Origin of the sequence: Streptomyces sp. R41, assembly GCF_041053055.1 — a bacterium.
Taxonomy (GTDB): domain Bacteria; phylum Actinomycetota; class Actinomycetes; order Streptomycetales; family Streptomycetaceae; genus Streptomyces.
This window is the reverse complement of the sequence record NZ_CP163443.1, coordinates 10,136,155-10,160,430: the sequence shown is the minus strand read 5'-3', so window position 1 is coordinate 10,160,430 and position 24,276 is coordinate 10,136,155. Positions and strand designations below refer to the sequence as shown.

General features: G+C 69.0%; 27 protein-coding genes and 2 pseudogenes. 15 read left to right on the top strand and 14 right to left on the bottom strand.

The window, feature by feature from the left end; genetic code table 11:
• Nucleotides 1-30: 30 nt before the first annotated feature.
• Genes AB5J53_RS46340 through rpmF form a run of 3 tightly spaced genes read right to left on the bottom strand, consistent with a single transcriptional unit; the run spans nt 31 to nt 1,571 of the window.
• Nucleotides 31-423, bottom strand: coding sequence for an SCO5389 family protein (locus tag AB5J53_RS46340; protein WP_369251577.1), 393 nt, complete (start codon nt 421-423; stop codon nt 31-33).
• A 19-nt stretch (nt 424-442) separates the two neighbouring features.
• Complete coding sequence (locus AB5J53_RS46335; protein WP_369251576.1) at nt 443-1,399, bottom strand: ATP-binding protein; 957 nt, start codon at nt 1,397-1,399, stop codon at nt 443-445.
• A gap of 1 nt (nt 1,400) precedes the next feature.
• Entirely contained in the window at nt 1,401-1,571 is a 171-nt protein-coding gene (gene rpmF / locus AB5J53_RS46330) for a 50S ribosomal protein L32 (RefSeq protein ID WP_369251575.1), read from the bottom strand.
• Between the two features lie 191 nt (nt 1,572-1,762).
• Between rpmF and AB5J53_RS46325 the strand changes: the two genes are divergently transcribed.
• Entirely contained in the window at nt 1,763-2,443 is a 681-nt protein-coding gene (locus AB5J53_RS46325) for a DUF6445 family protein (RefSeq protein ID WP_369251574.1), read from the top strand.
• A gap of 72 nt (nt 2,444-2,515) precedes the next feature.
• Here the strand turns inward: AB5J53_RS46325 and AB5J53_RS46320 are convergent, their stop codons facing one another.
• Both AB5J53_RS46320 and AB5J53_RS46315 read right to left on the bottom strand, forming a co-directional pair.
• A complete protein-coding gene (locus AB5J53_RS46320; RefSeq protein WP_369252895.1) occupies nt 2,516-4,018 on the bottom strand; it encodes an amino acid permease in 1,503 nt (500 codons plus the stop codon).
• Between the two features lie 163 nt (nt 4,019-4,181).
• Nucleotides 4,182-4,808 carry an SDR family NAD(P)-dependent oxidoreductase gene (locus AB5J53_RS46315; RefSeq protein WP_369251573.1) on the bottom strand — a complete coding sequence of 209 codons (627 nt, stop codon included), beginning with the start codon at nt 4,806-4,808 and terminating at the stop codon, nt 4,182-4,184.
• 381 nt (nt 4,809-5,189) lie between these two features.
• On the opposite strand from AB5J53_RS46315, the pseudogene AB5J53_RS46310 reads away from it, so the two are divergent.
• Both AB5J53_RS46310 and AB5J53_RS46305 read left to right on the top strand, forming a co-directional pair.
• A pseudogene (locus AB5J53_RS46310) lies at nt 5,190-5,738 on the top strand (cytochrome P450); the annotation flags it as partial.
• Nucleotides 5,739-5,874: 136 nt separating this feature from the next.
• The gene (locus AB5J53_RS46305) at nt 5,875-6,231 is read left to right on the top strand and encodes a luciferase family protein (protein ID WP_369251572.1); all 357 of its coding nucleotides are present in this window, start codon (nt 5,875-5,877) and stop codon (nt 6,229-6,231) included.
• A 13-nt stretch (nt 6,232-6,244) separates the two neighbouring features.
• Here the strand turns inward: AB5J53_RS46305 and AB5J53_RS46300 are convergent, their stop codons facing one another.
• A complete protein-coding gene (locus AB5J53_RS46300) occupies nt 6,245-6,799 on the bottom strand; it encodes a hypothetical protein (protein WP_369251571.1) in 555 nt (184 codons plus the stop codon).
• A gap of 3 nt (nt 6,800-6,802) precedes the next feature.
• On the opposite strand from AB5J53_RS46300, the gene AB5J53_RS46295 reads away from it, so the two are divergent.
• On the top strand, nt 6,803-6,985 hold the full coding sequence (locus tag AB5J53_RS46295; RefSeq protein ID WP_369251570.1) for a hypothetical protein: 183 nt from the start codon (nt 6,803-6,805) through the stop codon (nt 6,983-6,985).
• Between the two features lie 199 nt (nt 6,986-7,184).
• Here AB5J53_RS46295 and AB5J53_RS46290 read toward each other — a convergent pair whose 3' ends face one another.
• Nucleotides 7,185-8,111 carry an LAETG motif-containing sortase-dependent surface protein gene (locus AB5J53_RS46290; protein ID WP_369251569.1) on the bottom strand — a complete coding sequence of 309 codons (927 nt, stop codon included), beginning with the start codon at nt 8,109-8,111 and terminating at the stop codon, nt 7,185-7,187.
• Nucleotides 8,112-8,573: 462 nt separating this feature from the next.
• Here AB5J53_RS46290 and AB5J53_RS46285 point away from each other — a divergent pair, with 462 nt between their 5' ends.
• The 6 genes from AB5J53_RS46285 to sigJ all read left to right on the top strand — a co-directional run bounded on the left by AB5J53_RS46285 (nt 8,574) and on the right by sigJ (nt 13,993).
• On the top strand, nt 8,574-9,242 hold the full coding sequence (locus AB5J53_RS46285) for a TetR family transcriptional regulator (RefSeq protein WP_369252893.1): 669 nt from the start codon (nt 8,574-8,576) through the stop codon (nt 9,240-9,242).
• A gap of 161 nt (nt 9,243-9,403) precedes the next feature.
• On the top strand, nt 9,404-9,784 hold the full coding sequence (locus AB5J53_RS46280; RefSeq protein WP_369252891.1) for a Zn-ribbon domain-containing OB-fold protein: 381 nt from the start codon (nt 9,404-9,406) through the stop codon (nt 9,782-9,784).
• A gap of 317 nt (nt 9,785-10,101) precedes the next feature.
• Nucleotides 10,102-11,832, top strand: coding sequence for an FAD-dependent monooxygenase (locus AB5J53_RS46275; RefSeq protein WP_369251568.1), 1,731 nt, complete (start codon nt 10,102-10,104; stop codon nt 11,830-11,832).
• 5 nt (nt 11,833-11,837) lie between these two features.
• Nucleotides 11,838-12,263 (top strand): hypothetical protein, encoded by a 426-nt coding sequence (locus AB5J53_RS46270; protein ID WP_369251567.1) that lies wholly within the window; start codon nt 11,838-11,840, stop codon nt 12,261-12,263.
• Nucleotides 12,264-12,300: 37 nt separating this feature from the next.
• Nucleotides 12,301-13,053, top strand: a complete 753-nt coding sequence (locus AB5J53_RS46265; protein WP_369251566.1) for an SDR family oxidoreductase — start codon at nt 12,301-12,303, stop codon at nt 13,051-13,053.
• A gap of 7 nt (nt 13,054-13,060) precedes the next feature.
• Nucleotides 13,061-13,993 carry an RNA polymerase sigma factor SigJ gene (sigJ, locus tag AB5J53_RS46260; RefSeq protein ID WP_369251565.1) on the top strand — a complete coding sequence of 311 codons (933 nt, stop codon included), beginning with the start codon at nt 13,061-13,063 and terminating at the stop codon, nt 13,991-13,993.
• A 48-nt stretch (nt 13,994-14,041) separates the two neighbouring features.
• Here sigJ and AB5J53_RS46255 read toward each other — a convergent pair whose 3' ends face one another.
• Complete coding sequence (locus AB5J53_RS46255; RefSeq protein WP_369251564.1) at nt 14,042-15,136, bottom strand: NAD-dependent epimerase/dehydratase family protein; 1,095 nt, start codon at nt 15,134-15,136, stop codon at nt 14,042-14,044.
• A gap of 55 nt (nt 15,137-15,191) precedes the next feature.
• Nucleotides 15,192-15,308 (bottom strand): annotated as a pseudogene (locus AB5J53_RS46250) (aldehyde dehydrogenase family protein); the annotation flags it as partial.
• Between the two features lie 232 nt (nt 15,309-15,540).
• On the opposite strand from AB5J53_RS46250, the gene AB5J53_RS46245 reads away from it, so the two are divergent.
• The 5 genes from AB5J53_RS46245 (at nt 15,541) to AB5J53_RS46225 (ending at nt 19,894) form a co-directional block, all read left to right on the top strand.
• Nucleotides 15,541-16,221, top strand: coding sequence for a class I SAM-dependent methyltransferase (locus tag AB5J53_RS46245; RefSeq protein ID WP_369251563.1), 681 nt, complete (start codon nt 15,541-15,543; stop codon nt 16,219-16,221).
• Nucleotides 16,222-16,527: 306 nt separating this feature from the next.
• Entirely contained in the window at nt 16,528-18,168 is a 1,641-nt protein-coding gene (locus tag AB5J53_RS46240) for a SpoIIE family protein phosphatase (RefSeq protein ID WP_369252889.1), read from the top strand.
• A gap of 92 nt (nt 18,169-18,260) precedes the next feature.
• Nucleotides 18,261-19,262 carry an NAD(P)-dependent oxidoreductase gene (locus tag AB5J53_RS46235; RefSeq protein ID WP_369251562.1) on the top strand — a complete coding sequence of 334 codons (1,002 nt, stop codon included), beginning with the start codon at nt 18,261-18,263 and terminating at the stop codon, nt 19,260-19,262.
• Between the two features lie 123 nt (nt 19,263-19,385).
• On the top strand, nt 19,386-19,601 hold the full coding sequence (locus AB5J53_RS46230) for a hypothetical protein (RefSeq protein WP_369251561.1): 216 nt from the start codon (nt 19,386-19,388) through the stop codon (nt 19,599-19,601).
• Complete coding sequence (locus AB5J53_RS46225) at nt 19,598-19,894, top strand: hypothetical protein (protein ID WP_369251560.1); 297 nt, start codon at nt 19,598-19,600, stop codon at nt 19,892-19,894. Before AB5J53_RS46230 ends, AB5J53_RS46225 begins: the two co-directional genes overlap by 4 nt.
• 81 nt (nt 19,895-19,975) lie before the next feature.
• On the opposite strand, the gene AB5J53_RS46220 is transcribed toward AB5J53_RS46225, so the two are convergent.
• From AB5J53_RS46220 to AB5J53_RS46200, 5 genes are all read right to left on the bottom strand, one after another.
• Entirely contained in the window at nt 19,976-20,782 is an 807-nt protein-coding gene (locus tag AB5J53_RS46220; RefSeq protein WP_369251559.1) for a pectate lyase, read from the bottom strand.
• 30 nt (nt 20,783-20,812) lie between these two features.
• Nucleotides 20,813-21,793 (bottom strand): polysaccharide lyase family 1 protein, encoded by a 981-nt coding sequence (locus AB5J53_RS46215; protein WP_369252887.1) that lies wholly within the window; start codon nt 21,791-21,793, stop codon nt 20,813-20,815.
• A gap of 317 nt (nt 21,794-22,110) precedes the next feature.
• On the bottom strand, nt 22,111-22,461 hold the full coding sequence (locus AB5J53_RS46210) for an ArsR/SmtB family transcription factor (RefSeq protein WP_369251558.1): 351 nt from the start codon (nt 22,459-22,461) through the stop codon (nt 22,111-22,113).
• A gap of 146 nt (nt 22,462-22,607) precedes the next feature.
• Nucleotides 22,608-23,006: an anti-sigma factor antagonist gene (locus AB5J53_RS46205; RefSeq protein ID WP_369251557.1), complete on the bottom strand. Its 399-nt coding sequence runs from the start codon at nt 23,004-23,006 to the stop codon at nt 22,608-22,610.
• A gap of 76 nt (nt 23,007-23,082) precedes the next feature.
• On the bottom strand, nt 23,083-24,237 hold the full coding sequence (locus AB5J53_RS46200; protein WP_369244394.1) for an RNA-guided endonuclease InsQ/TnpB family protein: 1,155 nt from the start codon (nt 24,235-24,237) through the stop codon (nt 23,083-23,085).
• Nucleotides 24,238-24,276: the final 39 nt, after the last annotated feature.

Sequence of the window (24,276 nt, the reverse complement as noted above, 5' to 3'; positions counted from 1 at the left end):
TACACGGCGACGAACCCGTGGCTCACCACGTCAGCAGTCGCGGAACTCGGGCGACTGGTTGAGGATCTGCGACCGCAGCGAGGTGAAGCGGGTGTGAGTTTCTCCGCCGTGGGCCTCGGAACGGAAGACCGCGACCCGGTGGCAGTTCATGAAGGCCAGCGAGACCCCGAAGTGCCGCTCCAGACTGCCGCGGATCGCGTCACTGGCCAGCGCCCGCAGCAGCTGCCCGCGCTCCTTCTCGGTGGGCGGCGGGGTGTGGTTGTCGGTGAACTCTTGTGCTTCGTCCCGCAGTTCGGCGACCAGGCCGGCGATGAGGTCGTACGCGTACGGCAGGGACGTACGAACCGTTTCCACGAAGTCCTCTTCGCGGACCTGACCGCGTTCGGCTTCGGCGAGCAGCTTCGGGGAGACGTCGAGTGACATGAAAAGGGGGTTCCTGTCGCTAGGTGGTGCGGAGGGCGGCCGGGCCGTGCCGGAAGTCGGGGTCGACCTGGGCGGAGAGGTCGCTGCCGGTGGCCCGGTCGGCCCAGGCAGCGGCGTTGCGGAGGTGGAAGACGACGGCATGCCCCTGGAAGGCCTTCCAGTCCTTGGTGCGCGCGTCGAGGGCGGTACGCAGTTGGCGCAGCGCGTGGATGTTGTGCGGTTCCAGCTCGCCCTGGGGGCGTCCTTGCTCCTGGGCGCGTACCCAGGAGGAGTGCTGGAAGTACGTCAGGAGATGATCGCCGACCTGTTCCTTGAGGAAGAGCAGGTCGTCCTCGCCGGTGACCTTGTTGCCGACGACCGCGATCGGGGTGCCGAACTCCTCGGCGTGGTCCCGGTATTGGCGGTAGACCGAGACGCCCTTGCGGGTGGGTTCGGCAACCAGAAAAGTCATGTCGAAGCGGGTGAACAGCCCGGAGGCGAAGGCGTCCGCGCCCGCGGTCATGTCGACGACCACGTACTCGCCGGGCCCGTCGACGAGATGGTTGAGGTAGAGCTCCACGGCTCCGAGCTTGGAGTGGTAGCAGGCCACCCCGAGGTCGCGCTCGTCGAACTCGCCCGTGACCATCAGCGGTACGCCGCCCACCACCTGGATGTGGTGGGTGTGCACCGCGTCGTCGCCGAGCAGACGCAGCAGGCGTGACCCGCGTCCGGGCGGGGTGGTCTTGATCATGGCCTCGCGCGAGGTGATGCGTGGGTTGTCGCCGCGCAGATGGTCCTTGATCTCGCCCAGGCGCGCGCTGAGGGGCGGCGCGGTGAACAGTGCGTCGTCGTCGAGGCCGAGGGCCTGGGCCAGATGCTGGTTGATGTCGCCGTCGATGGCGACGAGGGGCGCTCCGGAGTGCGCGAGATGGCGGGAGAAGAGGGCCGACAGCGTGGTCTTTCCGCTGCCGCCCTTTCCTACGAAGGCGGCGCGCACGTCAGCCCTCCGGGCGCAGCAGGCCGCGCTCGTACGCCTTGGCCAGCCGCTGCGGGACCAGGTACGACGAGCCATCGACGGTGAGCGGCACGAGCTGCGGCGTGGCCGCCTTCCACTGCGCGCGGCGGTGACGGGTGTTGCTGCGGGACATCTTCCGCTTGGGGACGGCCATGAGGATCTCCTGGGATGGATGAGGCGGCAGGACCCCACGCTATATGAAAATGGATCTCATTACCAAGCAAGGATGGCCGGCGCGCCGCCGCGATCCCTCGCTGGTCGACAGCCCTACGAACACGCCGAGTTGACGGAAGATTGACCAAATCTCTGGAGATCGCTGACACGGGCATCTATAGGGTCTGCCGCATGCCCCCACAACCTCCAAGAACACCGGCGCTCCCGGTCCTCCCCTATCGGAAACCCACCCGCGATCGGGACTACTGGGTCTTCGACAATGTGCTGCCCGACGTGGATACCGTCCGGGCCCGGTGCGTCGCCAAGGACGACTGGGTCAAGGGCCACCCGTACACGTCGGAGAGCTGGCCCGGCCTGCGGACGATGCCCGGGCTGGAGCCGGAGGACTTGACGCGCGTAGAGCGGCTGGTGAAGAAGGCCACCGGTGCCCAGAAGTTGTGGCAGCAGACGACGCCGTCCGGCGCCACCCTCAACCACAACTGCATCCAGGTGGTCGGCAAGGACGAGGGAGAGCCGCGCCCCCACACCGACTCACGCGCGCTCTGCCGTTACGCCGCGGTGCTCTACCTGAATCCGAACGTTCCCAAGAACTGCGGCACCAGCTTCTACCGGCAGAACCTGCCCGGCGGACGGCTGGGCGGCAACGTGGTGGCCGCCCCGCACAACAATCTGGTCGAGGCGCTGGGCACGCGCTTCGTCCCGCCGGACTCGTTCGTCGAGGACATCGCCGTACCGCACCGGTACAACCGGCTGCTGCTCTACAACGCCAACCTGATGCACAGCGCCACCGAGTACTGCGGCAGCACCATGGAGGACAAGCGGATGACCGCGGTCTTCTTCTGGATGGCGTGATCCCAGAGGGCGTACAACGCCGAGCGGCCCCGGACCGTAGAGTCCGGGGCCGCTCGGCGTTACGGACGGGCGTCAGCCGCCCATGAGTTCACGTTCGATGGAGGCGAGCTCGGCCGCGCTGCCCTGGACCTTGGGGCCGCTGAACCACGTGCGGGCGGAGAGCAGCCACCAGGCGCCGGCGAAGCCGAGCACCACCGCGACGGCGACCGGCGCGTAGTTGAAGGTCTTGGCCGTGACCGGGCTGACCTGCGGCAGCATGAACAAGATGGTGACACAGGCGACCCAGCCGACGGCGACGACCGCGATGGGCTTGCTCCATCGGCCGAGGTTCCACGGTCCGGCGGCGAAGTCGTCGCCCTGGCGCAGCCGCAGATAGATCGGGATGACGTACGCGATGAAGAGTCCGATGACGGCGATCGAGGTGACGGCGGCGTACGCGGTGGGGTTGATCAAGTAGGGCAGTCCGAGGAGGAAGGCGCCGCCGGAGGCGAGCCAGACCGCGTTGGCCGGGGTGCGGGTGCGGTCGCTGATCCGGTGCCAGATCTTCGAGCCGGGCAGGGCGCCGTCCCGCGAGAAGGCGTAGATCATGCGGGAGTTGGCGGTCACGGAGGACATTCCACAGAAGAACTGGGCACCGATGACGATGAGAAGCAGCAGCTTGCCGCCGGTCTCGCCCAGGGCGTCGAGGAAGATCTGCACCGGGGGCACTCCGGTACTGCTGCCGAGGGCGCCGTCGTAGCTCTGGATCGCGAAGGTGACGCCGATCAGCAGGATCCAGCCCGCGACCAGCGAGACGAGGATCGAGTTGACGATGCCGCGCGGTCCTGAGCGGGCCGCGTCGTGGGTCTCCTCCGTCATATGGGCGGAGGCGTCGAAGCCGGTCAGGGTGTACTGGGCGAGCAGCAGGCCGAGCAGGGAGACATAGAGGGAGGATCCCCATCCGGTGTTGTTGACGAAGTGTCCGAAGACGAAGCCCGCCGACTGGTGGTGGTCGGGCAGGAACACCAGCGCGAGGACGACGACCGCCACGCCGATGACCTGCCACCACACGCTGATGTTGTTCAGCAGGGCGACGAGCTTGACGCCGCGCACGTTGAGCAACGCGTGGACCAGCAGGGTGATCCCGAAGAGGAGCACCGTGTGGCCTGGGGTGGCGGCGAAGCCGAACTGGAGGTCCAGGAAGGCGTTGAGGAACTGCGCCAGGCCGAAGTCGATGCCCGCGGTGACGGCGACCTGGCCGAGGAAGTTGAACCAGCCGGTGAACCAGGCCCAGGCCGGCCCGTTGCTCTTGGCGAGCTTGGCAGCCCAGTAGTAGAGGCCGCCCGCGGTCGGATAGCTGGAACACACCTCGGCCATGCCCAGGCCGACGGTGAGGGTGAGGACACCGACGATGGGCCAGCCCCACACCATGACGGCCGGACCGCCGGTGTTCATGCCGAAGCCGTAGAGCGTCATGCAGCCGGAGAGGATGCAGATGATGGTGAACGAGACGGCGAAGTTCGAGAACGGCGACATGCTCCGCTCGAGTTCCTGCGCGTAGCCGAGCTCGTGGAGCCGGGCCTCGTCGTCGGTCATCTGAGGCGCTGCGGTGTCGACCGGACCGGGTGAGCCGGTCTTGTCCAGGGCGTTGTCCGAAGCCACGGGTGGTCCCCTTGTCTGCTGGGCCGCTCGGGAGGAAGGGCGGCTGGGCCGGTGGAGAGGGTGTACGGCGCGGGCGGGTGTGGACGGCGGGGATCGGCTACTGGGAGGTCATGCCGCCGTCGACCGCGACGACGCCTCCGGTCATCAAGCTCGCCTCGTCGGAGGCGAGGAACAGGGCCCCGTTCGCGATCTCGCGGGGCTGCCCCGGACGCCCGATGGGCTGGAAGGAGTCGATGGTGTCGTAGATGTGGTCGAGGCCGCCGAGGAGCTTGGCGTGCGCGTGGTTGATGGGGGTGTCCACCCATCCCGGGCAGATCACGTTGCAGCGGATGCCGTGTTTGACGTAGTCCAGCGCGACGCCCTTGGTGAGCATCACGCCGGCACCTTTGGACGCAGAGTAAACAGTGAGAAAGGGCTCGCTGACCAGACCATTGACACGGGAGATGTTCACGATCGAGCCGCCGCCGATGGCGAGCATGTACGGGATGACCGCGCGGCAACCGTACAGCCGGCCCTTCACGTTCACGTCGAGGGTCTTGTCGATGATGTCGTCGGGGACCTCGTGCAGCAGTCCCGGCAGGTTGACGCCCACGTTGTTGACCAGCACATCCACGCCTTTCCAGCGGGAGACCGCGGCATCGACCATCGCATCGACCTCGGCACCGGAGGAGACATCTACCGATCGCCCCTCGGCCACCCCGCCGACCGCGATGATCTCCGCCACCGTCTCCCGCCGGTCGACTCGTAAAGGTCTGGGAACAGAACCTTTCCGCCCTCTTCCGCCGGCCGGTGGGCGATCGCTTTGCCGGTGCCGGATCCCGCGCCGGTCACGATGCAGACCTTGTCCGCGACGCGGCCGGTCGGAACGGCGGGGGAGGAGGCCGGAGTTGTCATGGAGTCTCTTTCCGATCGCGTGGCGGGCCGGGGGAAGCAGAAGCGCGTGGAAAATTCACCGACCGCCCGGACGGTTGAGCCGTGGAGGGCAGGCGGTCGTGGAGTGACACCGCTGTGGCGCCTGCGCGAGCAGGACGCGGCCCACGGCACGGACTACGTCCCGACGCTGCACGCCCGGCTGGAGCATCAGGGCAACATCCGCACTGCCGCCGACTACGCAGACGTCCTGCTGCACAGCGAGGAGAGCGAGAAGTACCGCGACCTGCACTTCCGCTCCCCGCTTCGCTCGAAGTGTTCGCGTACGGGTGGGAGTTGGCCGGGCAGCGGCGCGGCGTCGACGGAACGGACCTGGTCTCCAAGCCCCTCCCTGACCCCGACCGCGGTCGGGGAGTTCCTGAGCTGGGCCTCCCCCATCCACCACTTCCGCCGCACCGCGATCCGCGACCTCGAACTCGGCGGCAAGCAGCTCAAGGAGGGCGACAAGGTCGTCTTGGGGTACGCCTCCGGCAACCGCGACGAGAAGGTCTTCGCCGACCCGTACGACTTCGACGTCACCCGGCAGAACAACGACCACGTCACCTTCGGCGAGGGCAGCCCCCACCTGTGCCTGGGCAATCTGCTGGCCCGCACCGAGATCCGCAGCATGTTCGAGGAGCTGATCCCGCGCCTCGCCGGCATCCGTCTCGCCGGCGAGGTCCCGCGCGTCCGCTCGAACTTCGTCAACGGCATCAAGCGGCTGCCGGTCGAGGTCACCCTTGCCCGACCCGGTGGGCCAGGGAGTCCGATGCCGAGTGGCTTCGGCTTTCGGGTCAGTATCCGGACATTCCGGTGCTACGGCTCGGTTACGTCTTCCTCAAGTTCTGGTGGCCGGGTGGTGAGCTGGTCATGATGGGCGCATGACGATGGCCCTGAGAGCCATGACGCGACTGGCGGGTTGGCCGGACCTGGCGGAGGCCCGGCCGAGCTGTGGCACGGGGCGGGCGCTGTGCTCGGCCCAGGGCGAGATCGTCCACTTCCATACGGACCACGACGTCGACCTGCACCTCACGGACCGGGCCATCCGGCGCTACGAGGACCACCTCAAGGGCGCGACCGCGGTGCGGATGGTGCCCGGCTCGCGCTGGGTCACCATCCATCTCGAAGTCGACTCGGACATCGACCTGCTGCTGACCCTGGTAAGTGTCGCACTGCAGGCCCACCAGAGCCGGCCACTTCCAGGCGATGCGCCGTCGCCGGGCTGCAACGATCACTGAGCCCGCCGCGGCGTCACACCCGCCCCTCCACCCGTCGTATGACGCCACGGCAGAACGCGGCGGCCCCGTGCGGATCACCGGTGCACTGCGACGGTTTCACACAGGAGGTCGTGAAGCCCTGCGCCATCTGTTGCGGGATCGACTCCAGCGCCCGGCCGAGGTCCGCGCACGAGTCGTCGTCAGGGAAGACCGCGCGGGTGCCGCCGGTCATCTCCACGTCGGCGATGTCCCGTCCCGCGGCCCACGTCGCGTCGGCCAGCATGCCCATCTCCTCGGGTGTGGGCCTTCCCAGCGGGTTGAAGGCATGCCCGTGCTCCACGATCCGGCGGACCATCGCGTCGTGCATGCCCGCGCCGCCTAAGCACAGGCGCGGGCCGTCCGGACGGAACGCCTTGGGCTCGAAGTACACGTCCCCGAAGGTGTAGGACGCGCCCGTGTGGGAGACCGGGGACGGGCCCCACAGCTTCGCCCAGATCTCCACGCGCGCCGATGCGGCCAAGGCGCTGGCCACCGACCTCGACCAGTACGGCGTCCGGGTCAACCGCGTGGCGCCCAGCATCGTCGACACCCGATGTCCCGTGCCGACCTCGGCCTCACCGAGATGGGCTTCGACGGCGCACCCTTCCCGGTGCACCGGCCCGAGGAGATCGCGGCGGCTGTCCGCTATCTCGTCTCGGACCTGGCGAGAGGCGTCAACGCCACTGCCCAAGTGGTGGACTTCGGGGACCTCGCGCGATCGGCTTTCCCCGCGTGATCACCAGGGGCGAGCTCAGTCCTGGGTGCCTCTCTGCTGGGCGGTGCGGCTCGCGGCGACGGAGCGGTACCGCTCACGGCCGGTGCGCCGAGCATGAGGGCTCAGAGCCAGGCCATGAAAGAGCCCCGGCACTCAGTCACGGGTGAGTGCCGGGGCTCGTCAGCAGGTCATCGAGGGCCGATGACGATGACGCCGGGCGTCAGGAGCGGCCGCCCGCGGCGCGCCGACGGCGGGTGGTGACGGTGATCGCGGCACCGGCCGCGAGGACCACCACGGCGCCGGCCGCTATCGGCAGCGTGTTGCCGCCGCCGGTCTCCGCGAGGTCGCCGGGCGGGGTCGACTCGCCACCGGCCGGCGAGGGAGCCGGCGGCGTGGTCGACTCGGATGCCGAGGGGGTCGCGGACGTCTCGGGCGCCGAGGGCGACGTCGGGGTCGCGGGCGTCGACTCGCTCGGCGTACCGGGCGTCTCCGCAGGAGGCGTCGAGGCGGGCGGGGTCTCCGGAGTGGTCGGCTGCGTCGTGCAGTCCTTCTTGCCGCCGTTCCACGCCATGATCAGCTTGTCCTTGATGACCGCGTGGTCCGGGCCCGCGGGCAGGTCACCGTGCTCGAAGCCGTCATTGGCGTCGTACTTGCCGTCGAACTTGACGGCGCCACGGTAGAGGTCGATCTGCGCGAAGCAGCCGGCGTCGGGCACCGAGATGTCGAGCGAGTCGGTGGCGCCCGGCTTGACCGTGACGGTGTCGAAGTCGTGGAAGACCTGGACGCCGGAGGTCTTGAAGGTGGCGCCGTGGGTGCGGTACGCGGCCAGCGAGGCGGTGCAGGTGCCGGCGTCGCTCGCGGTACGGACCTTGATGTGGACTTTGCCGTCGTCGGTGGGCTTGAGGTTCTCGTCGTCGACGCGGACCGAGTCGTAGAAGTTCGTCCCGTCCAGGGAGAACTGGCAGCGATCGGTCGCGGTCGCCGTGCCCGCGCCCTGCCCGGGCGCGTAACCGCCGGCGGCCTTGTCCCATCCGTCGCCACCGGGCTTGTCGGTGGCCGACGCGGTGGTCGTGGCCGCGGAGAGGGCGAGCACCGCCGCGCCCGTCCCCAGCAGGCAGCGAAGGGTGACACGTCTCGCTATGGACATGCAGATCCCATCTTGATGATGCGAGACCCGGTCGACGGCGGCAGGGCAGCACGAAGCAGCCGGGGGCCGCACCGGGGGTAAGTGGTCGAAGAAACACTGGGCTCATTGGTCACATGGGCCACAGTGCGACCACATAGTCGATCACCGTGCAGAGGCTGTCAACCTCGTTGAATACACAAGGACTTCACGGGTGGTCACATTTCAGCCACATGAGGAATCAGAGGATCCGGAGTGATCGTCCGCGCCCCGAGCGGAGGGCGTGAGGGCGTCGCACACGCACACCTCGCCGCCCTCGATGGCACCCTTCGCGCCCCTCACCTGCGCAGAACCTGGGCAAGGAACTCAGTTCCCTCCGGAATGCGCACTGAGTGCCATCCCGCCCGCTTCGATGCTAGTTTCCCGTCCATGAACGAGGGACCCCGGCGCCGCGAGGCCGCCGACGCGCCGACCGCGAAGCCGCCCATGCGGGACGCCCTCGTCGCGGCGGCGTTCCAGCTCTTTCTGGAGCGCGGCTACGAGCAGACCACGGTCGACGACATCGTGGCGCTCGCCGGAGTCGGCCGCCGGTCGTTCTTCCGCTACTTCCCGTCCAAGGAGGACGTGGTCTTCCCGGACCACGAGCGCTGCCTGGCCGACATGACGGCATTCCTGAGCGACGGCGCCGACGCGGACGACCCGGTGCAGCGGGTCTGCGACGCCGCCCGGCTCGTGCTGCGCATGTACGCCGAGAACCCGACGTTCTCCGTCCAGCGCTACCGACTCACCAAGAAGGTCCCGGGCCTGCGCGCGTACGAGTTGTCGGTCGTCTGGCGTTACGAGCGCGCTCTCGCGGAGTATCTGCGCGGACGCTTGGCCGGCCGGCGCGGCGGCACGCTGCAGGCCGACGTCATCGCCGCCGCCGTGGTCGCCGCGCACAACAACGGCTTGCGCTCCTGGCTGCGCTCGGACGGGCAGGGCGACGCGACCGCGGCCGTGGACCACGCGCTCGGGTATGTGCGGGACACCTTCGGGAGCCCGCCCCTCGACACTCCCGACGAGGAGCGGGAGGACGTGGTCGTCGTCATCTCCCGGCGTGGCGCCCCGATGTGGCGCGTCGTCCAGGAGATCGAGTCCACGCTCGGACGGGACTGATCACGCCCCACTCAGCCGGATTGAGGGTACCGAGTGCCTTTACGGGTGGCACTCAGTGCCATAATCTGTGGTCGTGCACGGCGATCCGGGCACATTCAGATTCCGGCCGAGCGCAGGGAGATGACATCGTGTACCACCCAGGAATCGCCCTTCATCCGGGGATCGCAGCCGCGCCGGACGGGCTCGCCGCGGCCCCCGCGGAGCACAAGACGGACGCCCTTCTCTTCCAGCGGTGCAACTGGTGCGGCACCGCCATGTACCACCGCCTCCTCTGCCCGGTCTGCGCGGGCAGCGATCTGCGGACGGAAGCGAGCGCGGGGACGGGCATCGTGCGCCACTCCACGGTCATCCACCGCAACACCCCGGCGGCGCGCAACGTCTCCCTCATCGAGATGACCGAGGGGTTCACCGTCCGGGGCAGGGTCATGGGCCCGCCCGCGGCCATCCACAGCGGTGACCGCGTTCAACTCGCCACCGCGCAGGACCCGGTGCGCCAGCAGCCCGTGTTCCAGCTCGTCGACGGCCCCTACGGGAGTTGGTGACGGCGGCGGGCCGGTTCACCGCCGCACCCCTCCCCCAGCACCCCGCTACGTGCAAGCGCCCTTGAACGTCCACCTCTCCGGGTGCCACAACGTGATCGGGGCGCAGGCGCTCCGCCGGGCAGACGTCCGGGCTCGCCGATCGCTGCCCCGACCTGCCTCGCATGCGGGTGCGTCCCCGCACTCGGCGGTACGCCACCCGCGGACGGCCCGCGCAGTCCCCTTGCCATGAGCACCCGGACCCCGGCTCGCCGCCCGTGCCCCGCCGGGCGACCATGGAGTACGGGACCGGTCCGGGGGCCAGGCAGTGGGAGACACCCGTGGCGCACACCCACACAACCGACGTACTGATCGCGGGCGCCGGCCCGGTCGGACTGAGCGCGGCCTCCGAACTCCGCCGCCACGGGGTGCGCTGCCGGCTCGTGGACCGGCTGCCGGCCCGTCTCCCGTACGCCAAGGCGGTCGGCATCCAGCCCCGCACCCTGGAGATCTGGGACCGGATGGGCCTCGCCCACGCCGTCCTGGAGGCCGCCGTTGCGATGCGCGGCCAGCTGATCTACGTCAATGGCCGGGAACAGGCGCGGATCGACCTCGCGCTGCCGCCCGAGGTGCCCTACGGATTCGCCGCGCTGCCGCAGTACGAGACCGAGCGCCTCTTGGAGGAGTACGTCGCGGGCCTGGGCACCGCCATCGAGCGCGAGACCGAACTGCTGTCGTTCACCCAGGACGCGGACGGGGTCACCGCACGGCTGAGCACCGCCTCGGGCGCCGACGAGGAGGTCCGCGCCCGCTACCTGATCGGCTGCGACGGCGCGCACAGCATCGTCCGCAAGGGACTGGCACTCACCTACGAGGGCGGAGCCTTCCCCGAGGAGTACATGCTGGCCGATGTCGAGGCCGACTGGGACCTGCCGCACGGATACGGCGTGCGCTCCAGCCACCGCACCGACGACGGCTCCACCGACGACCTGTTGGTCTGCATCCCGCTGCCCGGCGCGCGCCGCTACCGCATGTCGATGCTGGTCCCGCCCGAACTCACCGCCCTGGCGACGGACGGGGCACCCGCGCGGGGCGACGGCGACGCGCACGGCTTGGAGGGCGACCGCGCCCCGGAACTGGCCCACATCCAGGCCGTCGTCGACCGGCTGGCCCCCAGGCCGACCGCCCTCTCCCGAATGCGCTGGTCCTCCATCTTCCGTATCAGCCACCGGATCGTCGACCGCTACGGCGACGGCCGGGTCTTCGTCGCGGGCGACGCCGCCCACATCCACCCGCCCACCGGTGCCCAGGGCATGAACACCGGCATCCAGGACGCCTGCAACCTGGCCTGGAAACTCGCCCTCGCCGTCCGCGGTGAGGCCGGACCCGCCCTGCTCGCCAGTTACGACGCCGAACGCCGCCCGGTCGGCGAAGAGGTCGTCGGCCGCACCGTCCGCCACGCCACCCAGGGCATCGAAACCGATCACGACGACCCGCGGACCGTCATGCTCCGCGAGGCCCAACTCCTCGTCGGCTACCGGGGAGGCCCGCTCTCCGGCAGCCCGTACGGGCCCGCCGACGCGCCCCAGCCGGGCGACCGGGCCCCCGACTGCGCCGGCCTGACCGCTCCCATCGCCACCTACTCGCTGCGCCTGCTCGACGTCCTGCGCGGCCGGACGGGGCACGTGCTGCTCCTGTACGCGAGCGACACCGCCGACTTGGCCGAGGCCGCAGAAGCGGCTGGGTCTGCCGGGGTACCGCGTATGTCCAACGGCAGCCCGGGCACCCCCGACGGCCCGGCCCTCAGGGCCGGCCTGCAGACCATCGCCGTCCTCGCCCGCGAAGCCGCACCGACCACCCCCGACACCCTGACCGTCCCTGGATACCGCGACGCCGCCGGGGAGTTCGCCCGCCTTTACCGCCCCGACGGTCCGACCGGCTTCGTCATCCGCCCGGACGGGCAACTCGGCGCCCGCTTCCCACTCTCCGCCACCGCGGCGGCCGTGTCCGGCTACCTCGCCCGCAGCCACATGACGGCTCACCTCACATCGGCGGGCGCTGTCTCGTCATAAGGGGTATGAACACGAAACTCCGATACGTCAGTCTCGGCCTCCTGGCCTTGACGGGGCTGTACACAGGCGCCTGGGCCTACTTCTCTCCGAAGGAGTGGCACGAGAACTTCCCCGGCTTCGGACTGAGCTGGCTGCCTCAGCTGGGTCCCGACAACGAACACCTCGCCAAGGACGCCGGGGCGATGTTCCTGGCGCTGTCCGCCCTGACGATCATCACCCTGCGCCATGTGCGGGACAACCGGGTCGTGCAGACCACGGGCGCGGTGTGGCTGGTCTTCAGCGTGCTGCACCTCAGCTACCACATGCAGCACCTCGACATGTACGGGACGCGCGACCAGGTGCTCAATGTCGTCACCCTGTCCGCGCTGGTGTTGCTGCCGGCGCTTCTGTTGGTACCGATGCTCCCCGTGCGACGGGACGACACACGATGACGTACAGCACGAACACGAGGGCGGAAGGAGGCTCGGCATGCGAGTAGCGGTGGCAGGCGGGACCGGACTGGTCGGACGGTATGTGGTCGAGGAGCTGGCCGCTGCGGGGCACGAGCCGGCCGTGCTGGCCCGGTCGCGGGGCGTGGACCTCGTCACGGGCGCGGGACTCGACGCGGCCATGAAGGGCGTGGAGGCCGTCGTCGACGTGTGCAACCTGACGACCACCAGCGCCAAGAAGTCGATCGCCTTCTTCGAAGGCGTCGGCCGACACCTTCTGGACGCCGGTGCACAAGCCGGAGTAAGGCACCATGTTGCCCTGTCGATCGTCGGCATCGACCGCGTCGGCATGGGCTACTACCAGGGAAAACTGCGCCAGGAGGAAGTGGTGAAGGGCGGGCCGACGCCGTGGACGGTGTTGCGTGCCACGCAGTTCCACGAGTTCGCGCAGCAGATCCTCGACCGGGTGCCGGGCCCGCTCGCGGTGGTGCCCCGTATGCGTACCCAGCCGGTCGCGGCCCGGGAGGTGGCCCAGCACCTCGTGCAACTCGCCCTCTCCTCGCCGCAGGGCATGGCACCGGAACTCGCGGGACCGCGCGTCGAGCAGCTCGTCGACATGGCGCGCCGACTGCTGCGGGCCCGGCACGAGCACCGGCTGCTGCTGCCGGTGAAACTCCCCGGCGCCACAGGCGCGGCCATGGCGGGCGACGGTCAGCTGCCGACCGGACCGGGGTCCCGGGGCAGCCGGACCTTCGACGAATGGCTGGCCGAGAACGTCACACAGGGAGGATGAACGGGCCGTGCCCACGCCACCCGGACCCGCCGAGGGCCCCACCATCGGCTCCCTCATGGCCGAGCGGCGCAGGCTGCTCAACCTCGGCTACCGCATGCTCGGTTCGGTGCAGGACGCCGAGGACGTCGTGCAGGAGACGTACGCCCGCTGGTACGCGATGCCCGAGCGGGCACAGCAGGAGATCGAGGCGCCGCTGGCGTGGCTGACCCGAGTCGCCTCGCGGATCTGCCTCGACCATCTCGCCTCGGCGCGGGTCCGGCGTGAGCGCTACACCGGTGAATGGCTGCCCGAGCCCGTCCGGGACGGCCCGGCGTGGACGAGCGCGGGTCGTGAAGGCGGGGCCGATCCCGCCGACCGGATCACCCTCGACGAGTCCGTCAGCATGGGGATGCTCGTGGTCCTGGAGGCGATAACGCCCGCGGAACGCGTCGCCTTCGTCCTGCACGACGTCTTCGGCATGCCGTTCACCGAGATCGCCGAGACGGTGGGCCGCACCCCCGCGGCCTGCCGCAAGCTCGCCTCCTCCGCCCGTCGACGCCTCGCCCACGAGCGGCCGGACAGCGGTACGGCGCAGGAGCACCGGCAGGTCGTCTCCGCGTTCCGCGAGGCGTGCGAGACCGGCGACCTCGACGCGCTGGTCGCCCTGCTGGATCCGGACGTCGAGTCGCGCAGCGACGGAGGCGGCAAGGTGCGGGCGGCCCTGCGTCCGATCATCGGCCGGGACAAGGTGGCTCGCTTCCTCCTCGGCCTCATGCGCAAGGAGCCCGACGTGGAACTAGTGGAGGACGATGTCAACGGCACCCCCGGCATGACGGTCCGCTTCGCAGGCGCCACCATCGCCGTCCTCGCCATGGACGTGCACGAGGGCGTGATCACCAACCTGTGGCTCGTGGTCAACCCGGACAAGCTCCACGCGTGGACCGGCGATGACAGCCACTGAATGAACCACCGCCGCGCCAAAGCGCCGCGAACGCGTCGAGCAGGGGGGTCAACCGGTCGTCGTGGATTCCCGGGAAGCTCCGGACTGCGGTGGCGCCTGCCTGTTGATGCGCCAGGCCGTGTAGTGATCGATGAGCGTCTCTCCGATCGGCCGGTAGGTGACGCCCAGCTCCTCGACACTTCTCCGGTTGTCCACCCTGAATCTGATTCCGAGGTGTTTGCGGATGTAGTCCTGCGTGAGGCCGAACGCCGGCCCCAGTATCCTCACCGGCCAGTGCGGGAGGCCATGTCGGGGCAGCCGTACATTCCGGGGGAATCTCTCCAGGATGGCTCTCGACATGTCCAGAAAGGACACCATCTCTGCCGCCGCGACGATATAGCGCCCCTGCGCGCCGGGGCTCTCCGCCGCAGCGATGTGCGCGCTCGCGACGTCCCTTACGTCCGCGACCGTGAAGCTGAAGTCGGGCGCCCCGTAGAAGAAATATCCCTTGAACAGCTCGTCGAGGAGAAACAGACTCCCGGAGTCCGAGGCGGGAGTCAGTGAAGGGCCCAGTACCAGGCCGGGGTTGACGGCGATCATGCGCCAACGGCCCTGGGCCCGTTCCGCCTTCCAGGCCGCCTGCTCCGCGACTGTCTTCGCATAGTGATACGGGTTGTTCTCCACCGTGCTGGTGGAGTTGAAGTAGCGTTCCGAGAGGACTTGGTCGGCCATGTTCCTGACGTCGGTGTAGTCCCCGAAGATGGCGCCGACGGTCGAGGTGAAGACCAGTCTTTCGACCGTGGGTGTTCGTTCTATGCCGGCCACGACGTTCCGGGTACCGGACAGCGCCGGCTCGACGACGTCCTTGCGACCGTCTTTGATCTTCTCGGGCATGAGGAACGGCGAGGCGACGTGGAAGACGACGCGGCAGCCGTCCATGGCCCGGTCGAAGGAGCCTTCCCTCAACAGGTCGGCTTCGAACAGCTCCAGCGAACCGGGAAATCGATGCTGCATGGCCCGAAGAGGCTTCACCTTCGGCCGGTTGGCCAGGGCCCGGACCGTAGTGCGCACGCGGTAACCGCGCTCGAGCAATTGCCGGACCAGATGACTGCCGACGAATCCGCTGCCGCCGGTCACCAGAACAGGCCCATCGACGCTACTCATCCATGGCTCCGATCACGCGAGACCCCCGGCGGCGCCCAGCGCGCACCGTACCGGGTCAACGGGTGCGAATCCAGACCGTCTTCTGCCGGCTCCACTGGTCGAAGGCGCTCGTCGATTTCTCCACGCCACCGAATCCGGACTGCTTCCAGCCGCCGAAGGGAGTGGTGATGTCAACTGCGCTGGGCGACCTCGACGCCGAATTCGATCCGGGCGGTCACGGAGGGGACTTCAACGGCCGGACGGCTGCCTCGACGGACCCGCTGTGTCGGACGGGGCACCGACCCGCTACTTTCCTGGTGCTCACGGCCTCTGTAAGGCAGCGCGGTGGAGTGTCGACATTCAGCCAAAGCCGCTATTCATTGGATTGTGGGACAATCCACTATGCGCAACGAAAGGTTACGTTCGTGACCGACAGTGACCATGGGACGGATTACGAGACCATACGGCCCGACCGCGAAGGTCAGGCCGAGGCCTTCGACGCCATTGGGGACCGCTACGACGAGGCCTTCCCCCACAAGGAGGGCCAGGTTTCGGCGGGCCAGTGGCTCATCGAATCCCTCCAGGCGGGATCCCGCGTGCTGGACCTCGGCTGCGGCACCGGAGTTCCGACAGCGCGCCAGCTGGCGGCCGCCGGCTTCGAGGTCGTAGGTGTCGACCTGTCCGGCGGGATGGTGAGACTCGCCCGGGAGTACGTCCCGGGTGTGACGTTCCATCAGCTGGACCTCGCCGACCTGCGACCGGGCGGACCTCGCGACCTGGGCCGCTTCGACGCCGTCGCGGCGTTCTTCTCTCTCTTGATGCTGCCGCGCGGGGAGATTCCCCTCGCACTGCGAACGATCCACCACCTGCTGGTTCCCGGCGGTCTGTTCGCCCTCTCGATGGTGGAAGCGGATGTGGACGATTTCGCGATCCCGTTCCTCGGAAACACGATCCGGGTCTCCGGTTACCTGCAGGAGGACCTCCACCAGGTCATCGAGACCGGAGGCTTCGAGATCGTGAAGGAGTTCTCCTACACCTACGCCCCGGCGGTCGCCGACGTCCCGCCCGAGGAACAGGTCTTCCTCTGCTGCAGGCGGCGTGACTGAGAACCCGCGAGCCATCACGGCGGACCTGCGGCACCACTGAACGGGATGAATAGGACGAAAGGCGTGACGGAGCACCACGACCCCCACGAAGGCCCCGCCGAGGGCGCCCGGCGGCCCGGCGGCCCGCTGAGCGGGTTGGGGGCTGTCGCACCCGTCACGCCGACCGGCTCGAAGGTCACCCGGACGTCCCAGCCTCCCCCTCCCGCCGGCCGCCATGGACGGCAGGACGCGGCAACAGGCGGCCCCGGGCCGCAGACCGACCGGCTTCGATATCTCGACGTGGCGACTCGGCGGATCGCGCGCGGGATGGACCTGGACGAGACTCTCCGGGAATTGCGCCGGTCAGCCGTTCCCGCGTTCTCGGACGCGATCATCATCCATCTGCACGATCCGTTGCCCGTCGGAGACGAGAAGTCGACCGCGCCCGTCGTCCTGCAACTGCACAGCATCGACAGCGCGGAGGAGACTCCGCACGCCGAACGATCTCGGACGTCTGTGCTGAAGACGCTTCCCCTGCGTTCGGATGTGGCCGAGCGCGTGCGGCCGGCCGGCAACGGGCGACTCATGAAGCTGCTGGTCGCCGGGCGGCCGGCATTCGGCGACACACCGGGGGTCCCGCCCGCAGTGGCCGAGTTGCTCGGGCCCGTGGCGAGTGTGCCGGGGACGCTGCCGCCGGGGCGCAGGCTGATCATCGCCCCGCTGCACGGCCGTCACCACGTCATGGGAACCGTGATTCTCTTGCGCCGGCCCGACCGACTCGCCTTCACGGGTGACGACCTGCTCGTCGCCTCACAGCTCGCGACACACACCGCCATCGGCGTCCAAAAGGCGGTGATGTACGGACACGAGGCCTCCGTGGCGGACACGTTGCAGCACACCATGCTCCCGTCGTCGCTGCCCGAGCCCACCGGCGTCCGGCTGGCCAGCCGCTACCTGCCGGCCTCGAAGACCGCCCAGGTCGGTGGCGACTGGTACGACGCGATCCCCCTGTCCGGCAACCGCATCGCGCTGGTCGTCGGCGACGTCATGGGGCATTCCATGACCTCCGCCGCGATCATGGGCCAGCTGCGCACCACCGTGCAGACCCTCGCCGGGCTCGACCTGCCTCCGGACGAGGTCCTGCACCACCTCGACGAGCAGGCCCAGCGCCTTGGCAGCGACCACATCGCGACCTGCCTCTACGCGATCTACGACCCGATCTCGCACCGACTGCTCATGGCGAGCGCCGGCCACCCGCCCGCGGTTCTTCTGCACGCGGACGGCCACGCGGAGGTACTGCGCATCCCGCCCGGCGCACCGATCGGTGTCGGCGGCGTCGTCTTCGAATCGGTGGAGATGCCCGCGCCCACCGGCGCGACGCTTCTGCTGTACACCGACGGGCTCGTCGAGTCCCGCGCCACGGACGTGGGAACAGGCGTCGAGGCCCTGCGCGCCCATCTCCAAGCCACCCTGCACGGGCGCGCCACCCCCTCACTGGAACTGCTGTGCGACGAGGTGCTGGGCACCATGGCACCGGGCGCCCGAGACGACGATGTCGCGCTGCTCACCGCGCGGTTCGAGGGTTTTCCCCCGGACAGCGTCGGATACTGGTTCCTGGACCCCCACCCGCTGACCGCGGGACGGGCACGCCGCCTGACCCGCAGGACACTGCGCCGCTGGGGCCTGGAATCGTTGCTCGACTCCACGGAGCTCATGGTCAGCGAGGTCGTGACGAACGCCGTGCGCTTCGCCTCACGGCCCATCTCACTCAGGCTGCTCCGCACCGACGTGCTCCGCTGCGAGGTGACCGACGACTCGCCCCAGGTGCCCCGGATGCGGCGGGCCGCACCGGGCGACGAAGGCGGCCGCGGCCTGTTCCTGGTCGATCAACTCGCGCAGCGCTGGGGGGCGACGCGGCTGAGCAGGGGCAAGGTCGTCTGGTTCGAACAGCAGATCCCCAAGAAGTAGCCGACCCACCCAAGTGCTTGCTGTCCGATCCACTCAGACGCCCTGTTCACGAGGGCGTCGCCAAATGGCGGACCGAAGCGCGAGCGGCAACGATGCAGCCAGGAGCACCGAGGAGAGCGCATGACGAAGATCCTTTTCGTGATGCCTGGCGCCGACCGGTGGCCCCTGGCCGATGGCAGCGAGCACCACAGGAAGTCGACATCATGACCGACGAACTCACCGTGAGTGTCCTGGGCACCGGGATCATGGGGGCCGCGATGGCCCGCAATCTCGCCAGGGCCGGGCACACCGTCCGGGCCTGGAACCGGACCCGCGCCAAGGCCGAGCCTCTGGCCGCCGACGGCGCCCACATCTCCGGCTCCCCCGCCGAGGCGGTCCAGGGCGCCGACGTCGTCCTGACCATGCTCTACGACGGCCCCGCCGCCCTGGATGCCATGAACCAGGCGTCCAGTGCCCTGCGCCCCGGCATGGCCTGGGTGCAGTCCACCACCGCGGGCATCGACGGCATCGGCGAACTGGCCGCCTTCGCCCGCGAACACGATCTGGTCTTCTTCGACGCCCCGGTCCTCGGCACCCGCCAGCCCGCCGAGGCGGGGCAGCTGCTCGTCCTGGCGGCCGGCCCGAGCGAGCACCGACCTGCCGTGACGCCCGTCCTCGAGGCCGTCGGCGCCCGTACGGTGTGGACCGGCGAGGACGGCGGGGCGGGCAGCGCGACACGGCTGAAGCTGGTGGCCAACAGCTGGGTCATCGCGTCCACCAACGCCGGCGGCGAGGCCCTTGCCCTGGCCCACGCGCTCGGCGTGGACCCGCAGAGTTTCTTCGACGCGATCGCCGGCGGCCCGCTCGACATGCCGTATCTGCATGCCAAGGCAGAGCTCGTGCTGAACCAGCGTCTGTCGCCGGCCCAGTTCGCGGTGGCCACGGCCGCCAAGGACGCTCGCCTGATCGTCGAAGCCGGCGAGCGGCACGGTGTACGGCTCGACGTGGCCGCCGCGAGCGCACAGCGGCTGGAGCGCGCCGCCGCCCAGGGCCACGCCGACGAGGACATGGCCGCCGCCTACTTCGCCAGCTTCGACGAGCAGCCCTCCGCCTGAGAACCGAGGAGCCGACCGCCACCAGCGGAAATGCCCGAGAAGACTCCGGCCCCCGGGAAGGGCTTCGCGTCAGCTCCTCCCGGGAGCCGGTTCTTCACGTCAAGGCGCTGAACCACGGTCAGCGTGAGCGCCCCGGTGTACGTGGTGCCCGGGGTGATGGCCGAGCTCTCGGTCAACGGCTACTGCGGCGGCCCCGGCAACGCCGATCCGGCCCCGACGGCCCTCGCCTTCGAGGCGCTGTACGGCGTACGGACCGGGATCAGGACCGGGCGGCTGACGGAACTGGCCTGGGCCGGCGAGTCCCTGACGGGCTATCACACGCATGGAATCACCCGGTGACCGGCACCCACGCCTTCTGCTGGGTCGGCATGGGCCTCATCACCCAGGAGACGGAGGTCGACATCCTTCTGCACAACGGCCTGGAGCCCACCCTGGTCGGCAACGACCGCAAGGTCCCCTTCACCCCCGACAGCGGCCCGTACGCCCTGCCCGACAGGCTGGCGGCACTCGGGATCGACCCAACCCACGCCCAGGTCGACGAAGTACTCGTCAGGGCCGGGGAGTTGACGGCTCGCGACAACCGCCTGCTCACGGACGAGGACTTGGCGGCACTGGCGAGGGAGGCCCGGTGACGTGCCCCGGGTCCGAAGCCGGCATGCGACTGAACGAACCGGCGCGCGGGGCCGGTTCGTTCAGTCGCCGGGGAAGAGAAATCAGCTGTAGGTGATGTCGGAGGTCGCGTACTTGCAGTAGGTGCTGTCAGGGCCCGTGCCGTTCTTGGTCGGCTCCGCACCCGTGTTGTTGCCGATGTACTTCTGGCAGGGGATGATCTTCTTGCTGGTGTCCCCGACGATCTTGATGGCCTTCAGGGTCGCGCTGTCGCCGTAGTTGGTGTTGATGCCGACGATCCGGCTTCCCTTGTGGGTCGCCTCGATGGTGTTGAGGTTGATCGTCCGCTTGTACTGCGTCTTGCAGTTGCCGCACGACCGGACGAAGGTGCCGAAGTTCTGCACCGCGAAGTTCGAGACGTTCAGCGTTCCGGCGCCGTTGAACTGGAACACCTTGTCGCTGGCTTCCTTCGCGCCACCGCCGGAGACGGTGTACACGTTGGACGACGAGGAGCCCAGGAACGTCGCCGCGTCCTCGCCGACGTCCTCCCACCAGACGTTCTGCAGCGTGCAGCTGCCCAGGCAGTGGATGCCGTCCGCGGCGGGAGAGCCGATGATGACGTTCTTCAGGACGGTGCCCGCGGCCAGTTCCAGGATCGGCCCCTGGTCCTCGTCCTGGCTACCGCTGCCCAGGTCACCGGTGCCGTAGAGGCGCTTCATCCCGTAGTCCTTGGTGCCGGAGACCGAGATGGTGGAGGAGACCGCCTGGCTGCCGTTCGCGGTGGGCCAGGTGGCGGCGCTTGCCGGAGACAGGGAGCTTTCCGCCATGATCATGACACCCGAGAGGCCAAGTGCGGCCAGCGTGCCGGTGAGTGCGCGCCGACGAGCGCGCGAGGGTGCTGGTGAAGTCATGTCCCGATGCCTTCTTCCAGATGGGAGTGGTCAGAGCTTCCCGGCGCCCGCGCCGGAGGTCACCGAGGCGACGACCGTCGAGGCCGCTTCGGCGGTGTAGCTGTAGGGCGGGGTGGTGAGGGTGCCCACCTGAGAGATCTCGGTGGCGGCTCCGCCGAGATCGTTGCCGCGCAGGTTGGCGTAACCGTCCACGTCGCTGTCGCGGCTCGTGGTGACGGCGACCTTCGTGGAGCGGAAGACGTTGTTCTCGACGAGCATCTGCGCACCCATGCGCGAATGGACGGCCGTCTCGGCCCCGACGACGTAGTTGTCGTAGAAGTGGCCGGTGCCGAAGCGCAGGCTGGGGATGCGCGAGTAGACGTTGCTGAAGTAGTTGTGGTGGTACGTCACCCGCAGATGCCCGGTGTCCTCGCTCGCGTTGTTGTCGCTGTGGCCGACGAGCGAACCCTTGTAGTGGTCCTTGAAGGTGTTCCAGGACACGGTGACGTAGTCGGAGCCGTGATTGATGTCGAGCAGGCCGTCGTAGTAGTCCTTGTCGTGGTCGCGGTCCGCCGAGAACGAGTTGTGGTCGATCCACACCTTCGTCGACGCCTGCACGGTGATGCCGTCGGCGGGCGCGACCGGCTTGCTGATGTTCAGGTTGCGGACGACGACATTGGTCACCTTCTTCAGGCGCAGTCCGCCGCCGGTGAACCCGGACGACGAACCGACGCCCAGGACCGTGGTGTTGGAGCCGATGTCGACCTGACCGCTCAGCGGGATCAGTCCGTTGACCTTGATCACCTTGGCCGCGTCACCGGTGACGGCCGTCTTGAAGGCGTCGAGCGTGCTGACGGTGACGGCGGTCGCGCTGCCACCGCCGGTGGTCCCTGCGCCGAAGCCGACCGGGGAGGTCTCGGCGGCTCCCGCGGACTGCGGCAGCACGAGTGCCGTGGTGAAGGCCAGGGCGGCTGTCGCCGTCGCCGTCAGGACCAGTCGGCGGGAGTGCCTTTGTGGGGGGCGAGTACGCATGCGGGTGTGTCCCTTCGGGATGTCCGTGGGGGTCATGTACTCGAACGTTGGACTTCATGTTGAACAGCACGTGGCGCGCGGCAACACTCGTACGGGGATTCACTGGCCCTGGTGCGGCTACTTGCCCAGGTGGTGCGGCTCGAAGATCTGGTGTCTCGTATACGAGATGTCACACGCGAGTCACGCTGCTGAACGGGAAACGTAAGGGGCAAGCGCTTTCTAGTCAACGCTTCACACAGAAGACATCCGGCCAACTCCCGTACCACGCGGGTGCCCGCACCGCCGTGAAACGTGCTGACACGGCGGTGAGCCCAGGTTTACGCGGTCGGCTTCGCCTTCCCCTGAGCGGCCTTCAGGTCGGCAAGGAGCTCGGCCTGCCCCGCCAGGACTCCGGAGAGGATGGTCCGCGCGACCCTGAGCAGCTCCGCCACGTGCGGGCTGGTCAGGGAGTAGTACACGGTCGAGCCCTCCTTGCGGGTGACGACCAGGTTCGCCCGCCGCAGCACGGCCAGCTGCTGGGACAGGTGCGCTGGCTCGATCCCCACCTCGGGCAGCATCTCCGCCACCGCGTGCTCGCGCTCGCTCAGCAGCTCGAGGACTCGGATGCGGGCCGGATGCCCGAGCGTCTTGAAGAACTCGGCCTTCAGTTGGTACAGCGGCGTACTCATGCTGCCGCCCCCTCTCCGACGCACCGGCACGGCCGTACCGACCACTCCTCGGCGCGTCGCACCCGCCCACTTGTCACACCCATGCGGACCATCCTCGCCCGTCCGACCGGCAGGACCCAATTCGCGTCCGCCCGCCGCACCCCCGGTCAGACGGGCCAGTCGGCGGTGCGCCACTGCTGCCGATCCTCACCGTCACCGTCATCGTGCTCGGCGTGATGAGCCGCGAGCGCGGAGGCCAGATCCAGGTGCACCGTGACGGGCGGGCACGAAGCGTCCGGGACGAGCGAGCCGTCGGCGGGAATCGCGGCCAGTTCAAGGACGCGTCCGTGCTCCGCCAACAGCCGGGCCGCCTCGCTGATGGCGAACTGTCCCTCCGTGGACCAGCCACGCAGCTCGGTCAGGTCGACGAGGACGGGTCCGGCACCCCGGGCGAGGACCCAGCCGATGGCGCCGGTGAACCGGCGCGCTGCGTCGCGGCCGAGGTATCCGGCGACGGAAAGGACGCCCAGGTCCTGGTGCGCGGTGTAGCGCCACTCAATGGTCATGTCGTCAACTACCTCGGGCTGAAGCCCGGGGCTTGTAAGTCCTGTCCGCCACTGGCTGTGGCGTCTGGCCTACGTCCTACACCTTGACGGTGTTGGGGCGGTTGACTGCGCCCCGCTGCCACACAGCCTCGCCACGGTGGGCGATGTTGCGGGAGCCGTTGCGGTCCGCGTGCATCACCACTCCGCAGGAGCGGCACGCGAACCAGGCCTGGGACACCCGGTTGGTGCGGTGGGTGTGCCAGCACTCGGAGCACTGGCGGGAGGTGTTGCGCGGGTCGACGAAGACCACGGGCACACCTGCCCGCCGTGCTTTGTACTCGACGAACGCGCCGAGCTGGGCGAAGGCCCACGAGTGCAGCCGGTACCGCTGTTCCTTCTTGGCCGTGACCCTCTGCCGGATGCCCTTCAGCTCTTCCAGGGCGACCCCGTGCGAGGTGCGTTCAGCGGTCTTGACGATTGTCTTGGCGATGTGGTGGTTGGTGTCGGCGGCGAACCGGGCCTCGCGGCGGCGGATGCCTTTCAGCCTGCGCTTGGCGCTTTTGGTGCCCTTGGCCTGCAACTTCTGGCGCAGGCGGTTCATGCGCCGCCGGTAGCGGTTCACCTTCCGCCCGGACATGATCTTTCCGTCCGACGTGGTGGCGATGTTGACGATGCCGAGGTCCACGCCGAGGAAGCCGTCAGGCTCATACGCTGCGGGTTCGGGCAGGTCGATGGTGGCGACGAGATAGAGCGTCCCGTCACGCAGCATCAGGTCGGACTCGCCCTTGCGGTACTGGAGCATCTTCAGTGCCTCGGGCGAGCACACGAACGGCACGCCCTTGATCCGGCCCGCGACGGTCCAGATGGAGACGGTCTTCTCGTCCAGGTTCCAGGTAAGGCACCGGTCGTCGAACGGCTGGGCCGCGTCCTCGCGGAAGACGATCGGCTTGGACTCCGCTTTGCGCCTGGCCTTGCCGGTCAGGTGGCCGGCCTTGATGTTCCCGGCCATCGTCGCGTAGGCGTCCACGACCTTCTTCACCACTCGCACCGCCGGTTGCGCCGACAGATCGAAGGTGGCTTTGAGGTCGTAGTACACCTCGTCCTGCAACTCGTTGCGGCGCTTGAGGCCCTTGTCGAACGCCACCGTGGAGACCCAGTTGGCACCCCGGTTGCAGGCACGCAGGGTCGCGGCCAGCGTGTCGGCGTCATAAGCCGACCGGGGCCGCAATTTCACCTGCGCAACAATCTTCACACAGATCACCGTAGTAAGCCCGAACGGAGCAGGTCAACT

What these genes read in the sequence shown, in the direction of transcription:
- AB5J53_RS46340 (WP_369251577.1), bottom strand. Translation starts at nt 423, where the DNA reads ATGTCACTCGACGTCTCCCCGAAGCTGCTCGCCGAAGCCGAACGCGGT.
- rpmF (WP_369251575.1), bottom strand. Translation starts at nt 1,571, where the DNA reads ATGGCCGTCCCCAAGCGGAAGATGTCCCGCAGCAACACCCGTCACCGC.
- AB5J53_RS46325 (WP_369251574.1), top strand. Translation starts at nt 1,763, where the DNA reads ATGCCCCCACAACCTCCAAGAACACCGGCGCTCCCGGTCCTCCCCTAT.
- AB5J53_RS46320 (WP_369252895.1), bottom strand. Translation starts at nt 4,018, where the DNA reads ATGACCGACGACGAGGCCCGGCTCCACGAGCTCGGCTACGCGCAGGAA.
- AB5J53_RS46305 (WP_369251572.1), top strand. Translation starts at nt 5,875, where the DNA reads ATGACGATGGCCCTGAGAGCCATGACGCGACTGGCGGGTTGGCCGGAC.
- AB5J53_RS46295 (WP_369251570.1), top strand. Translation starts at nt 6,803, where the DNA reads ATGTCCCGTGCCGACCTCGGCCTCACCGAGATGGGCTTCGACGGCGCA.
- AB5J53_RS46290 (WP_369251569.1), bottom strand. Translation starts at nt 8,111, where the DNA reads ATGTCCATAGCGAGACGTGTCACCCTTCGCTGCCTGCTGGGGACGGGC.
- AB5J53_RS46285 (WP_369252893.1), top strand. Translation starts at nt 8,574, where the DNA reads ATGCGGGACGCCCTCGTCGCGGCGGCGTTCCAGCTCTTTCTGGAGCGC.
- AB5J53_RS46270 (WP_369251567.1), top strand. Translation starts at nt 11,838, where the DNA reads ATGAACACGAAACTCCGATACGTCAGTCTCGGCCTCCTGGCCTTGACG.
- AB5J53_RS46265 (WP_369251566.1), top strand. Translation starts at nt 12,301, where the DNA reads ATGCGAGTAGCGGTGGCAGGCGGGACCGGACTGGTCGGACGGTATGTG.
- AB5J53_RS46255 (WP_369251564.1), bottom strand. Translation starts at nt 15,136, where the DNA reads ATGAGTAGCGTCGATGGGCCTGTTCTGGTGACCGGCGGCAGCGGATTC.
- AB5J53_RS46240 (WP_369252889.1), top strand. Translation starts at nt 16,528, where the DNA reads ATGGACCTGGACGAGACTCTCCGGGAATTGCGCCGGTCAGCCGTTCCC.
- AB5J53_RS46235 (WP_369251562.1), top strand. Translation starts at nt 18,261, where the DNA reads ATGCAGCCAGGAGCACCGAGGAGAGCGCATGACGAAGATCCTTTTCGT.
- AB5J53_RS46220 (WP_369251559.1), bottom strand. Translation starts at nt 20,782, where the DNA reads ATGACTTCACCAGCACCCTCGCGCGCTCGTCGGCGCGCACTCACCGGC.
- AB5J53_RS46215 (WP_369252887.1), bottom strand. Translation starts at nt 21,793, where the DNA reads ATGCGTACTCGCCCCCCACAAAGGCACTCCCGCCGACTGGTCCTGACG.
- AB5J53_RS46210 (WP_369251558.1), bottom strand. Translation starts at nt 22,461, where the DNA reads ATGAGTACGCCGCTGTACCAACTGAAGGCCGAGTTCTTCAAGACGCTC.
- AB5J53_RS46205 (WP_369251557.1), bottom strand. Translation starts at nt 23,006, where the DNA reads ATGACCATTGAGTGGCGCTACACCGCGCACCAGGACCTGGGCGTCCTT.